This is a genomic window from Vreelandella lutescens, from assembly GCF_014640815.1.
GTDB classification, from domain to species: Bacteria; Pseudomonadota; Gammaproteobacteria; order Pseudomonadales; family Halomonadaceae; genus Vreelandella; species Vreelandella lutescens.
In genome coordinates, this window is sequence record NZ_BMHM01000001.1 from 781,299 (window position 1) to 794,133 (window position 12,835).

10 protein-coding genes and 2 tRNA genes are annotated in these 12,835 nt (G+C 51.7%); 4 read left to right on the forward strand and 8 right to left on the reverse strand.

What is annotated here, in order from left to right; all coding sequences use genetic code 11:
- The first annotated feature begins 227 nt into the window (after window positions 1–227).
- The 3 genes from IEW65_RS03645 (at window position 228) to IEW65_RS03655 (ending at window position 4,264) form a co-directional block, all read left to right on the forward strand.
- Window positions 228–1,913, forward strand: a complete 1,686-nt coding sequence (locus IEW65_RS03645) for an RNA-directed DNA polymerase (protein WP_188638130.1) — start codon at window positions 228–230, stop codon at window positions 1,911–1,913.
- Window positions 1,906–3,723, forward strand: coding sequence for a DNA polymerase (locus tag IEW65_RS03650; RefSeq protein ID WP_188638131.1), 1,818 nt, complete (start codon window positions 1,906–1,908; stop codon window positions 3,721–3,723). Before IEW65_RS03645 ends, IEW65_RS03650 begins: the two co-directional genes overlap by 8 nt.
- Before the next feature lie 178 nt (window positions 3,724–3,901).
- Complete coding sequence (locus tag IEW65_RS03655; RefSeq protein WP_188638132.1) at window positions 3,902–4,264, forward strand: metalloregulator ArsR/SmtB family transcription factor; 363 nt, start codon at window positions 3,902–3,904, stop codon at window positions 4,262–4,264.
- Between the two features lie 79 nt (window positions 4,265–4,343).
- On the opposite strand, the gene IEW65_RS03660 is transcribed toward IEW65_RS03655, so the two are convergent.
- Window positions 4,344–6,449 (reverse strand): carboxy terminal-processing peptidase, encoded by a 2,106-nt coding sequence (locus tag IEW65_RS03660; protein WP_188638133.1) that lies wholly within the window; start codon window positions 6,447–6,449, stop codon window positions 4,344–4,346.
- 138 nt (window positions 6,450–6,587) lie between these two features.
- On the opposite strand from IEW65_RS03660, the gene IEW65_RS03665 reads away from it, so the two are divergent.
- Window positions 6,588–7,892 carry a M18 family aminopeptidase gene (locus tag IEW65_RS03665; RefSeq protein WP_188638134.1) on the forward strand — a complete coding sequence of 435 codons (1,305 nt, stop codon included), beginning with the start codon at window positions 6,588–6,590 and terminating at the stop codon, window positions 7,890–7,892.
- Window positions 7,893–7,985: 93 nt separating this feature from the next.
- Here the strand turns inward: IEW65_RS03665 and IEW65_RS03670 are convergent.
- From IEW65_RS03670 to ispE, 7 genes are all read right to left on the reverse strand, one after another.
- A tRNA-Met gene (locus tag IEW65_RS03670) sits at window positions 7,986–8,062 on the reverse strand.
- A gap of 64 nt (window positions 8,063–8,126) precedes the next feature.
- The gene (ychF, locus tag IEW65_RS03675; RefSeq protein WP_188638135.1) at window positions 8,127–9,218 is read right to left on the reverse strand and encodes a redox-regulated ATPase YchF; all 1,092 of its coding nucleotides are present in this window, start codon (window positions 9,216–9,218) and stop codon (window positions 8,127–8,129) included.
- Window positions 9,219–9,323: 105 nt separating this feature from the next.
- Complete coding sequence (gene pth, locus IEW65_RS03680) at window positions 9,324–9,905, reverse strand: aminoacyl-tRNA hydrolase (protein ID WP_188638136.1); 582 nt, start codon at window positions 9,903–9,905, stop codon at window positions 9,324–9,326.
- A gap of 203 nt (window positions 9,906–10,108) precedes the next feature.
- Complete coding sequence (locus tag IEW65_RS03685; RefSeq protein WP_188638137.1) at window positions 10,109–10,747, reverse strand: 50S ribosomal protein L25/general stress protein Ctc; 639 nt, start codon at window positions 10,745–10,747, stop codon at window positions 10,109–10,111.
- 96 nt (window positions 10,748–10,843) lie between these two features.
- Complete coding sequence (locus tag IEW65_RS03690) at window positions 10,844–11,785, reverse strand: ribose-phosphate pyrophosphokinase (RefSeq protein WP_188638138.1); 942 nt, start codon at window positions 11,783–11,785, stop codon at window positions 10,844–10,846.
- Window positions 11,786–11,844: 59 nt separating this feature from the next.
- Window positions 11,845–11,919, reverse strand: a tRNA-Gln gene (locus IEW65_RS03695).
- Between the two features lie 30 nt (window positions 11,920–11,949).
- Complete coding sequence (ispE, locus tag IEW65_RS03700) at window positions 11,950–12,810, reverse strand: 4-(cytidine 5'-diphospho)-2-C-methyl-D-erythritol kinase (RefSeq protein WP_188638139.1); 861 nt, start codon at window positions 12,808–12,810, stop codon at window positions 11,950–11,952.
- Between the last annotated feature and the right edge of the window lie 25 nt (window positions 12,811–12,835).

A 12,835-nucleotide genomic window follows, 5' to 3' on the forward strand; every position in this document is an offset into this window, starting at 1 on the left:
CCTACTGAGGATATTTTGTAAAATTAAAATGTGTGACCTAAAGTGCCAATTAGGGAGTTGTATTGTTGTAAATGAACGGGCATCATTGCTCATAATACTTAGAAATTATTATTTCTAAGTATAAGAATGTATTAGTGGCTTTTGGATATTTTTAATATGTTTATAGATAATAGTAATTATGCTCTACGTTTTTTTAGAAGTCTGGGCTCTACAAAGGGTTGGTGAGTATGAGTGATTCAGAAAATTATTTGCTTAGCTCCTCCTTTTGGGAGAAGGGTCAAGCATTGGGCTTTCCAGTCAATTTTGATCGTGTTTTAAGCCACTTGCGCCAAGATATGCGAGATGATTGGTATTTTGACTGCTTGCAATACCAAGATCTTTTTAATAACCCTAAAGATGCAAAAAATATAATTATATCGATGCTTCAAGACGGGAATGGTATTTATTGCGGAACTCAAAGGGTTCTGCGAAATATTCCAAAGAGTGGGTATGGTGAGCGTTACAGTCTTGAAACAGACTTTTTTGATCGTTTTATTTATCAAGCTATATGTAGTTTTTTGATTCCATATTATGACCGGCTAATAAGCCATAGAGTGCTAAGTTATCGCTATGATTCCAAGCCTTTTAAAGAAAAATATTTGTTTAAGCCAAAGATAGATCGTTGGTTTACTTTTGAAGGGGTTACGTTAACTTTTGCTAGGTCAAATAAATTTCTGCTGATAACTGATGTTAGTAATTTTTTCGAGAACATTTCACGAGATCAGTTAACTGCTGCGCTAGAGCATGCTATTCCATATATTTCAGCAACAGGACCAGAAAAGCTTCAAATACGAAACGCAATAACAACTCTGGATAAGCTTCTAGTGAAATGGACCTATAGTGGAAGTCATGGGCTTCCTCAAAATCGAGATGCTTCCTCATTTTTGTCAAATATACTTCTTTCATCTATTGACCATGCAATGGTTGAGAGCGGGTGTGATTACTATAGATATGTTGACGACATAAGAATTCTTGCTGATTCTGAATCTTCTGCTCGGCGTGCGCTTCAATATTTAATACGTCAGCTTCGCTGTATAGGTTTAAATATTAATGCAAGTAAAACCGAGATTTTGCCGCCTGATACAACTCATGAAAATATAGCGAAGTACTTTCCTTCTCAAGATAGTAGTACTAATGCAATTAACTATATGTGGCAGTCACGTAGTCGTAGGCTTGTAACACGCTCCGTAAGCTATATTGTTGAGATGCTGGAAAACTGTATTGAATCTGGCGAGACACAGTCTCGTCAATTTAGGTTCGCTGTCAATCGTATTGCACAAATTGTTGAATGTGAGCTGTTTGATGTTGGTGATGCACTAACTTTTTCTTTATTAGATGCACTCTCAGGTACTTTGCTTGATCAGGCTGTATCAACCGATCAGTATTGCCGTTTAATTGCCATTTTAGACAGAGATGGGCGCTGTTTGCCGGCATTAGAAGCTTTTCTAATGCAAGAAGAGGGCGCTATTCATGATTGGCAGAATTATAATATTTGGCTTCTCCTAGCTGTTAGAAAATACCGATCTGATGCCCTAGTTGAGCTTGCGGATCGAAAGCTTCAAAAAGATTTTGGATCTGGAGAAGCTGCTGCAATTCTCGTTTGGCTACGTTGCGTTGAAGAAAGTAAATTAATTGAAAAATCACTAGAAAAATTTTCAGGCACTCTGCCCTTTCAAAATGCGCGTTATTTGCTCATATCTGCTTCTGTTCTTCCTGAAGCAAGTCTAAGCAAGTTATACGGTTTGGTGCCATTAGCATTAAAAGGTACGATTGTTCGAGCCGCGCGACATAATAATAAGGAAGGTCTACCGTTTGCTATGCGTGAAAGAACTGACCTTCCAAGTCTCGTGAATGAGGTAAGCGAATATGATTGACTACTCTTATGCTATTTTGTTATTTGCGAAGGATATTACAGGTGGCGGAGCAGATAAATTCTACTGGTTTGACGATGGGCAGATTGTAGAGACGGATGTACAGCAAGTTGTTGAATTAGATAGGATAGTTGTATGCCATGATTTTTGGCTGATTCGCGACGTGTTATTTGATAAGGCGCAAGATATACCAGAATTAATTTTAGATCTTGATGAGTTTAGAATTACTATAAGTGGTGATCCAAAAGACCGTATCCTTCGCGAAAAGCAAGATATTACGAACGAGTTAATCAGGTATGGCACTAGCGAAGAAGTCTGCTCTCAATATAAGAAAATGTTTTATGGGGGGGAGGGGTTTGATATTGAAGTCGCATTAGAAGCTGCTACAGCTATGGATAAAATGTTTTGTTTTTTATGTGAAAAAGCATCTGTTAATGATGAGATGAGTAGGTTTTTAGAAGTTGAGTTGCCAGTTTACAGACTTCTTCAGAGGTCGATGGCTTCTGGTATTTGTATTAATTCGATGGGCTTAAAAGAAAAGCGAAGCGAGGCAGAGCACGACTATTTTTATGCCTTGAAGAATTACTCTGCTACTCATGATATGCCTTTAGAGACACCTGCTCAAGATGCAATAGAAGCCAAGCTAAATGCTTTGGGTTTCGATCTCAATGGGGTTTCGACTAATTATGTGTTGGAGTTTTTGCCTCATGAGAAGAATTTCGGGAATGATACAATTTCTCTTTTAAATTTAAACTCAACTAGGCAAGTGCTTTCATCATTATCCATATCTAGTGATCTTGTTCGTCCTGTAATCGACGTTTTTGGATCTAGAACATCGCGAGTGCATTTACGCAGTCCATCACTGCAAAACTTAGCTAAAAAATATCGAACAATACTGAAAGCACGTGAAGGTGCGAATCTCAGCTATGTAGATTTTGATCAATATGAAGTTGGAATTATGGCAGCACTTTCCGAAGACCCAGAATTAGCAAGACTTTACGAAACGGGCGACATGTATGATTTGTTTGCTACACAATATCTTGGTCTTGATGGAAATAGGAAGGCCGCTAAACAACTCTTTCTTTCATATGCTTATGGAATGAGTCGTGATGCCTTAGTTGATGCGGCAGTCTCTTTTGGTGCTGATCGTAAAAGTGCAAAATCTTCATTTAAAGCTTTTACCAAATATGAAGAGTGGAAGAATTCAGTTTGGTCGGAGTTTCGTCGAAATGAGCGAATAGGTACGTTAAATGGAAATTACTACAAGAGGGATGTGTACGATCTCAAATTGATGTCTGTTGATAATCTTAAGCGCCTTGCAAATAGCGCAGCTTCTTTGGTAATTGTCGCTATGGTTTCGAATAAGATACATGTTCGCATATTTGACGAAAAAGGAAAGAAAGTTATTGATAAGAGTGAGAAGCAAATATCTTCTAAAGATGGTTTTACAGAATTTTGTCAGCAGCTGAAATTTTTTTATAATAAGGATTGTTTGTCTTTTGATAATCAACAAGAGGTAATAAAATTAGCTATGAGCATTACAGGGTATAGTAGAAAATTATCTGGAAAAGAAAAGCGCTCGGCAGTTAGTCAAGTTGTGCAGGGTACTGCTTCTTTAATATTTAAAAAATCGCTTCTAGCAGTAAGCGAAATCGAAGATGTTACCATTGTTTTGCCTATGCATGATGCTTTGCTTTTTGAACATAATTTGTTAGATACCCCTAATAAGGTGGTCGAAATTTTTTCCAAAGTAATGACTGAAGAGCTCTCAGACCGAGTGAAGGGTAAGGCATCAATTGCTCAGTTTTCTTGAAATACAATTTGTTGGATATGAATTTAATGCTTTTTTAATTGTGTGACGCTTCTTTGGTATTAATAAAAATTTGGCATTAATGTTTTTTAGAGGTCTACGTTCTGGCTACCAACCCCTTAGCCTTACCCCCCAGCATGACGTAAACTAGCCTCCTCAATTCATGGCGTAGGAAGGTGTCGTGGGAAAAGCGGCTAGCCTGCAGGCGCTGCAGGTCTTTAAGTGTTTGAGCGATGAAACGCGGCTGATGCTGGTGCTGCTGATTGCCCAGGAGCAGTCGCTGTGCGTGTGTGAGATGACCTATGCGCTGGAGGAGTCTCAGCCGAAGGTGTCTCGCCATTTGGCGCAGCTGCGCCAGTGCGGCCTGCTGATCGATCAGCGGGAAGGGCAGTGGGTCTACTACCGTTTAGCGCCGCAGCTGCCTGCCTGGGCGCAGTCGATTATTGAATCCGGTGCGCAGGGGAGTGTGGTGCAGCTTAACGCGCTAACGCAGCGTTTGGCCCGCATGGGCGACCGGCCTGCGCGCCGTGCAGCGCTCTGCTAGCGGTTAGTTAGTACACACAAACAAAAACGCCAGCCCGAGGGCTGGCGTCTTCGTACTTAGGGTAGGTCAAGCCGTTTACTTACCGCTTGGCCATGCGCTGCTGGTTTTGCAGGTGTACATAGTCAAGCAGCACTTCAGCGGCTTCGAGTACGTGCGCACGGTCTACCGGTACTTCTTCGTCGCTTTCTTCCGTTCCGCCTTCGCTTTCTACTTCAGCATCTTCTGTCGGGGTGGTGCCGTCGCTACGCGCGTCCATCCACTCTTCCAGTTCGGGTAGCCCCAGGGCGCGGCGGCGCTGGTTTTCCAGCGAGAGCTGTTCGGCTTCTTGGGCTTCTAGCTCGCGTTGGCGCTGTTCCCGGTTCAGGCTCACGCTGGTGTGCTGTTCACGCAGTTGGCGAGCCAGCGTGGATTGGCGTTCCAGGTAGCGGAAGTTGGGGTTCTCTTTGGCGCGCTCTTCATGGCGGGCAATTAGCGTTGGCAGGGCGCGTTCCGGCTCGCCGTAGCGGCGGTACTGAACGTTTTGCACGGTGTCCCAGGCCAGGGCGTTATCCAGGCTGCTCTCACCAATCCGCTCCGGGTCAATCAGGCTGGGGAAGGTGATGTCCGGCTCTACGCCGCGGTTCTGGGTGCTGTCGCCAGAAATACGGTAGAACTTGGCGCGGGTGAGTTTGATCTGGCCATGGCTGAGGTCGTTCAGGGTTTGAACGGTGCCTTTACCGAAGGTAGACGCACCCACCACAATGCCGCGGCCGTAGTCTTGAATAGCACCGGCAAAGATTTCAGAGGCCGAGGCCGAAAGGCGGTTCACCAGCACGGTGAGCGGGCCGTCGTACACGGTGCCTGCTTCGGTGTCGCCGTAGAGCTGAATGCGGCCCTGGGCGTCGCGTACTTGCACGGTGGGGCCACGGTCGATAAACAGGCCGATCAGCGAGTTGGCTTCTTGCAGTGCACCGCCGCCGTTATTGCGCAGGTCTAGCACAATGCCTTCTACACCCTCTTTTTTGAGGCTGTCGATTTCGCGGGCCACATCGCGAGTGGTGCTGCGATACTCCTCTTCACCGGCCTGCCAGGCGTCAAAATCCACATAGAAGGTAGGCACGCTGATCACGCCAATGCGGTGGGGCGCGCCGTCACGCATCACTTCAATCACTTCGCTGTGGGCGGCTTGGTCTTCCAGGCTGACCGTGTCGCGGGTGATTTCAACGATTTGCGAGCGGGTCATGTCGACGGCTTGGGCGGGCACCACATCTAAGCGCACCACAGAGCCTTTGGGGCCACGAATCAGGTCCACTACGTTGTCTAGGCGCATGCCTACCACGTTGACCATCTCGCCCTCTTCCTGGCCGACGGCGATAATGCGGTCGGCAGGCTCTAATACGCCTGCGCGCTCAGCGGGGCCGCCGGGTACTAGGCTAGATACCTTGACGTACTCGCCGTCGGCTTGCAGCAGGGCACCAATGCCTTCCAGCGAGAGGCTCATCTGGATATCAAAGGATTCACCCTGGCGAGGGGAGAGGTAGCCGGTGTGCGGGTCGATGGTGCCGGAAACGGCGGCCATCATCAGGCCGAAGACATCTTCTGATTCTGCTTGGCGTAACCGAGAGAGCTGGCCTTCGTAACGCTGACGCAGGTTGTCTTCAATCTGCTCATTGTCTTGATCGGTCAGGGCGAGGGTCAGGGCGTCATTTTTCAACCGCTTGCGCCACAGTTCGTCCAGCTCGCTTTCGCGGGTGGCCCAGGGGGCGTCTTCGCGGTCCACTTCCAGGCGTTCGTCGCTATCAAACTCCAGCGAGAGCCCTTCATCCAGGCGAGCCAGCAGCCATTCAAGCCGAGCGGTATGGCGTTCACTTAAGCGATTGTAAAGCGCGAAAGCGTCGTCCAGGTCGCCGTTGAAGAGCACCTCGGCCATATCGTCTTCAAGATGACGGTAGGGTTCGATGTCGCGGTTTAGCAGGTAGGCGCGCTGACCATCTAGAATATCTAGATAGCGCTGGAAAGCTTCCTGTGACCACTGCTCGTTAAAATTAATATCAGCATAGTGGCCATAGCGGAGCGAGTCCGCAATTTCCACAGCCGCTTGGCGTTGTTCGTCGGTCGGCGCGATTTGCGCTAGTGCTGCCGGGCTGGCGATCACCAGCATCACGGCAAGGGCGACCGAGCGCGAAAGCGTTGCAAACAAGCTCATCAGTCAAGCTCTCCCGGATTTGTGTACACTCATTCTTCCCTAGACCCGCAGTTAGCCTATGAGTTGCGTAGGCCGAGGGAGCATTGTAGCAGGTCATTTCCCCTGTGAGACTCAATCATTACTGTTATGAGGAATTCCATGTCCGAGGCTTTCAACGCGGAACGTTTAACGCGGCTGTGCGATTTTTTGCAGCAGTCGCCTACGCCATGGCATGCCACGCGCAGCATGGCTCAGCGTTTGGAGCAGGCGGGCTTTACGCGCCTGGAAGAGACCGCGAACTGGCAGCTTGCGCCAGGAAAGCGCTACTACGTGACGCGTAACGATTCGTCTGTGATCGCTTTTCAACTGCCCGCAGGTAAATTGACCAGCCTGCGCATGCTGGGGGCACATACCGACAGCCCGGGGCTGCGTTTAAAACCTAATGCCACGCAGTATTCCGCGGGCTGGCTGCAGCTGGGCGTGCAGGTGTACGGCGGTGTGCTGCTAGCGCCCTGGTTTGATCGTGATTTGGGCTTGGCGGGGCGCGTACACGTGCGCCATGCCGATGGCCGCCTGGAGAGCGTGCTGCTGAACGTAGACCGCCCGATCGCGATGATTCCAAGCCTCGCGATCCATATGGACCGCGATGTGAATGCGGGGCGCTCGATTAATCCGCAAACGCAGATGTCGCCGGTGCTGATGCAGAGCGATACGTCCAAGCTGAATGATCTGCTAGCCCAATGGCTAGAAGAGCAGCACGGCCTGCGCGCCGTAGAAGTGGTGGATTTTGAGCTGGGCTTTTACGACGTGCAGCCGCCTTCACTGATTGGCTTGCGCAAAGAGCTGGTGGCCAGCGCACGGCTGGATAACCTGCTGTCATGCTTTGTGGGCCTAGAGGCGCTGCTGGAGTGCGATGCAAGCCAGGGGGCGCTGCTGGTAGCTAACGACCATGAGGAAGTGGGCAGCGCGAGCGCCTGCGGGGCTCAGGGGCCGTTTTTGAGCGATGTGCTGAAGCGTTTGAATGCCCAGGTAGGCGGTGGTAGCGAGGAGTCGTTGATTCAGCTGATTCAGTCGTCGCTGATGATCTCCTGCGATAACGCCCACGCGCTGCACCCGAACTTCCGTGATAAGCACGATGAGCGCCATGGCCCGGCCATTAATGGCGGCCCGGTGATCAAGGTGAACGCTAGCCAACGCTACGCTACCAATAGCGTTACCGGTGCGCTGTTCCGCGATGTGTGCCGCGAAGCGGATGTACCCGTGCAGTCGTTCGTTACGCGGGCGGATATGGGCTGTGGCAGCACCATCGGGCCGATTACCGCCACCGAAGTGGGCGTCCCGACCATCGACGTAGGGTTGCCCCAGTGGGCGATGCACTCGATTCGTGAAACGTCCGGTACGCGGGATGTGGATTACCTGACGCGTGCGCTGACGGTGTTCCTGAATCGTCCAGCGCTCTCCTGACCCAACCCCACGTTTAGAAACGAAAAATAGAAAACGAAAAAGGCCCGCTGACTGAGTCAGCGGGCCTTTGCTATTGCTAGCGATATTCGGTGTTGGTGGCTACGCCCTGATTTGAACAGGGGACCCCATCATTATGAGTGATGTGCTCTAACCAGCTGAGCTACGTAGCCGTTCAACGGGGGCGAATATTACTCAGAGAGACGCCACCCGTCAAGCATTTATTTCTCTTCTAGCTTATACGTTGAAGCGGAAGTGGATCACATCGCCATCTTTGACGGTGTACTCTTTGCCTTCCAAGCGCCATTTTCCGTTGTCTTTGGCACCTTGCTCGCCGCCTAGAGAGACATAGTCGTCATAGGCGATGACTTCAGCGCGGATAAAGCCTTTTTGGAAATCGGTGTGAATCACACCGGCGGCCTCGGGTGCGCTCGCGCCTTGCCTTACTGTCCAGGCGCGTACTTCTTTCACGCCTGCGGTGAAGTAAGTTTGCAGGCCAAGCAGCGAGTAGCCCGCGCGAATTACGCGGTCTAAGCCCGGCTCTTCCATGCCCATTTCGGAGAGGAACATGCTGCGCTCTTCATCTTCGAGTTCGGCAATTTCTGCTTCTAGCTGGTTGCAGACCGGCACCACAATCGCGCCTTCTTCGGCGGCGATCTCGTTGACGATATCCAGGTAGGGGTTGTTCTCAAAACCATCTTCATTGACGTTCGCAATGTACATGGTGGGTTTGAGGGTCAAGAAGCCAAAGCTTTTCACCTGACGCTTTTCGTCGTCATCTAGCCCAAAGCTGCGCAGCGGCTGGCCTTCGGCAAGGTGCGGCAGGATTTTATCTAGAATCGTTTTGGTGGCAATGGCGTCTTTGTCGCCGCCTTTCACCGAGCGCAGCAGGCGCTGGCTGGCTTTCTCGACGGTGTCTAGGTCGGCCAGGGCGAGTTCAAGGTTGATGGTCTCGATATCGGCGCGGGGGTCGACCTGGTTGGCAACGTGAATCACGTTGTCGTTATCGAAGCAGCGCACCACGTGGGCAATGGCTTGGGTTTCGCGAATGTTCGCCAGGAACTTGTTGCCCAGGCCTTCACCTTTGGAGGCACCCGCCACAAGGCCGGCGATATCCACAAACTCCATGGTAGTGGGCAGCACTTTTTCAGGCTTTACGATGGCTGCCAGCGCATCCAGGCGTGGGTCTGGCATCGGGACGATGCCAACGTTGGGTTCGATGGTGCAGAACGGGAAGTTCTCTGCATCAATCCCTGACTTCGTCAACGCATTGAACAGCGTGGATTTGCCTACGTTGGGTAGGCCGACAATACCGCAGTTAAAGCCCATAAAATAACTTCCTGGCCGCTAGGGCAGCGCTCAAGATGAAGCGTCTGCCGGTAGTGAAAAAAGCGCGTACTTAACGCGTACTGAATGTGTGCTGATAACGTGCTGCTATTTTACGCTATGTAGACGGTTCATGGCTTTAGCCCAATCGCCAGAAAGGGCGAGGGGAAGCGTGGCAAGGCATTCGTCCAGCGAGCGTTCAATGGCTTCTTGCTCGGCTTTGCCGGGGCGGCCCAACACGTAGTTGACCACTTGTTTCGCTTCGCCGGGGTGGCCAATGCCAATCCTTACGCGGTGGAACTCTTTCTGATTGCCCAGCGCGCTAATAATATCCCGCAGCCCGTTGTGGCCGCCGTGCCCGCCGCCGGTTTTGTAGCGTGACTGCCCAGGGGGGAGGTCAAGCTCATCGTGAGCGACCAGCAGGTTGTCTGGGGTCAGCTTAAAAAACTGTGCGAGCGCAGCCACGGAGGCACCGCTACGGTTCATAAAGGTGGTGGGGTTGAGCAGATGCAGCTCATGATCACCGAGGCGTGCTTTGGCATACAGACCTAAAAACTTTTTCTCAGGACGCAGTTCGGTGTGGGCACTGCGTGCAATGGCGTCCACTAGCCAAAAGCCCGCATTGTGTCGGGTGGCGTCGTATTCTGCGCCTGGGTTGCCCAGTCCTATAATGGCCGTTACCTGGCTCATGTTCCCACCTCCAACGGTTCTGGAAGATATTCCGTGCTTACTGTATCAGCCCCAGTGGGCAGCGTGTGCTGCAGAAGGGGCGAGAGTGCTAAGCGGCAAAAAAAAATCAAGCGCCGAAGCGCTTGATTTTCATATCCCTGGGCCATGCAGGCATGGCCCAGGTGGCGCTGGGCAGCCGTCGCTGGCAGCGCCTTTAGCAAGGCTTACTCAGCGCTGGCTTCTTCGCCTTCACCTTCGCCTTCTTCTTCGTCACCACCACGTACTTTCACTTTGGTGATGCTCAGAATGGCGTTGTCGTGCTCTTCACCGTGGGACAGGTCAACAGAAGTGACGCCAGCCGGCAGGGTCAGGTCAGACAGGTGCAGGGTAGTGCCCAGCTCAACCTTGCTGATGTCGATTTCCAGGAAGTCCGGAAGATCTTTCGGCAAGCAGCTGATGGCAATTTCATTGGCCAGGACGTGCAGTTCGCCGCCTTGGTCTTTGATGCCTACACACTTCTCTTCGTTCACCACGTGCAGCGGCACGTTCATGGTGATTTCGTGAGTAGCGTCAACACGCATGAAGTCAGCGTGGGTCAGAAGCGGCTTGTAGGGGTGACGCTGAAGGTCACGTACCACTACTTGCTCTTCAGTACCGTCGATCACCAGTTTGATGACTGAGGAGAAGAAGGACTCGTCTTCGATCGCTTTGTAGAAAGCAGTTTTTTCTACAGAGATAGACTGAGCGCCTTTCTCACCGCCGTATACAACGGCCGGTACCTGTTGGTTCGCACGACGCAGGCGGCGGCTCGCACCTTTCCCCAGGTCGTTACGAACGCTGGCTTTCAGGATAAAATCAGACATGGAATTTGCCTCTTAGTTTAAGTAAGGAAACGCCGCCGCCCGCGACCAGACGACGACGCCTCCAGGGCCCCAGATGGGGGCTTATTACGTCAGGCGTTAGTGGAACATCGCGCTGACGGATTCTTCGTTGCTGACGCGGCGAATCGCTTCCGCAATCAAACCAGCAACGCTCAACTGGCGAATTTTTCCGCTGCGACGCGCATGGTCGGCAAGCGGAATGGTGTCGGTCACGACCACTTCATCCAGTACAGAGTTAGTGATGTTGTCGACCGCAGGGCCAGACAAGATCGGGTGGGTGGCATACGCAACAACGCGTGCAGCACCGTGTTCTTTCAGCGCTTCACCGGCTTTACATAGCGTGCCAGCGGTATCAATCATGTCATCGACGACCACGCAGGTGCGGCCTTCGATTTCACCAATGATATGCATAACCTGCGCTTGGTTAGCCTGGGGGCGGCGCTTATCAATAATGGCCAGATCCGCATTCAGCTGTTTGGCAATGGCGCGTGCACGCACAACGCCGCCAACATCGGGGGAAACAACCACGAGGTCGTCGTAGTTCTGACGCTCGATGTCGTCCAGCAGAATCGGTGAGCCGTATACGTTATCAACCGGTACGTCGAAGAAACCTTGGATTTGGTCGGCGTGCAGGTCCATGGTCATGACGCGGTCAACGCCTGCTTTCACCATCATATCAGCCACCACTTTGGCGGAGATGGGAACGCGGGCGGAGCGTACACGACGGTCCTGGCGGGCATAACCAAAGTAAGGAACCACTGCCGTAATACGGGCAGCTGAGGCGCGACGCAGGGCGTCTACCATCAGAATCAGTTCCATCAGGTTGTCGTTCGTGGGGGCACAGGTGGATTGCAGGATGAACACATCCTTACCACGCACGTTCTCATTGATCTCGACCGCGATTTCGCCGTCGCTAAATTGACCAACCGTTGCGTTACCCATACGGCTGTCTAAGCTCTCGGCAATCTTTTGAGCGAGTTCGGGATTGGCGTTCCCGGTGAAAACCATCAATTTTGACACGCGCAGCCACCTTTGCAGTGTTGGGGATCAGGGGAGAAAACGCAGATCATAATTAGGATTGGCTGGGGTACCAGGATTCGAACCTGGGAATGCCGATACCAAAAACCGGTGCCTTACCACTTGGCGATACCCCAGCAATAACCTAATGCGATGACCGGGCGCTTTCAGCAGCCCAGAGCATCTTGTAGGGGAGAGGTGTTAAGTCCGCGTGCTACCCATGCTTGCCAGCGTTGATTGGCCCGTTCAGCCACTATTTGCGCGCTTTTTTGTGAATCAAAAGCGGCAAACAAACAAGCGCCGGTACCGGTCAGCCGACTAGGTGCATACTGCGCGAGCCAGTCAAGTGCTTCCGCGATAGGCGGGTAGCGTTTTCTGACAATTGCTTCGCAGTCATTACGCCACTCGACCACTCCCCCCTGCAGTGCGCGCGCCATAGTAATGGGGAGGCTGTCGCGTGTCAATTCTGGGTCTTGGAAGATAGCCGGTGTCGAGACGCTTACCCCGGGGTGAATGACCACAAACCAGGGGGTATCCAGAGTGGCTTGCGTTAACTGCTCGCCCACGCCTTCTGCCCAGGCGCTGTGCCCCCGCACAAATACAGGCACATCCGCCCCCAGCGTTAAGCCAAGCGCTGCCAGCGTGGTTGGGCTGTATCCCAGTTGCCAGAGCTGATTTAAACCGACCAGCACCGTGGCCGCGTTAGAACTGCCGCCGCCCAGGCCGCCGCCCATGGGCAGATGTTTATCAATCGTGATAGAGGCCCCTAGGGGCGTGCCGCTGTGCTGCTGTAACAGCTTCGCGGCGCGCACCATCAGATTGTCGTCGTGGGCGACGCCGTCCATGGGCGTGGTGAGTTGGATAACGCCGTCTTGGCGCAGGGTAAAGCTTAGGGAATCGCAGAGATCGATGATCTGAAAGAGGGTTTGCAGTTCGTGGTAGCCGTCTTGGCGACGGCCCACAATATGCAGCATGCGATTTAACTTGGCCGGGGCGGGTAGGGTGAGTGTGCGGGGTGTTGCGGGCATGCCGTCTCTCTACTGGCTAAACATA

Excerpts from the sequence above, each read along its gene's own strand:
- IEW65_RS03645 (WP_188638130.1), top strand. The coding sequence starts at position 228 with ATGAGTGATTCAGAAAATTATTTGCTTAGCTCCTCCTTTTGGGAGAAG.
- IEW65_RS03650 (WP_188638131.1), top strand. The coding sequence starts at position 1,906 with ATGATTGACTACTCTTATGCTATTTTGTTATTTGCGAAGGATATTACA.
- IEW65_RS03660 (WP_188638133.1), bottom strand. The coding sequence starts at position 6,449 with ATGAGCTTGTTTGCAACGCTTTCGCGCTCGGTCGCCCTTGCCGTGATG.
- IEW65_RS03665 (WP_188638134.1), top strand. The coding sequence starts at position 6,588 with ATGTCCGAGGCTTTCAACGCGGAACGTTTAACGCGGCTGTGCGATTTT.
- ychF (WP_188638135.1), bottom strand. The coding sequence starts at position 9,218 with ATGGGCTTTAACTGCGGTATTGTCGGCCTACCCAACGTAGGCAAATCC.
- pth (WP_188638136.1), bottom strand. The coding sequence starts at position 9,905 with ATGAGCCAGGTAACGGCCATTATAGGACTGGGCAACCCAGGCGCAGAA.
- IEW65_RS03685 (WP_188638137.1), bottom strand. The coding sequence starts at position 10,747 with ATGTCTGATTTTATCCTGAAAGCCAGCGTTCGTAACGACCTGGGGAAA.
- ispE (WP_188638139.1), bottom strand. The coding sequence starts at position 12,810 with ATGCCCGCAACACCCCGCACACTCACCCTACCCGCCCCGGCCAAGTTA.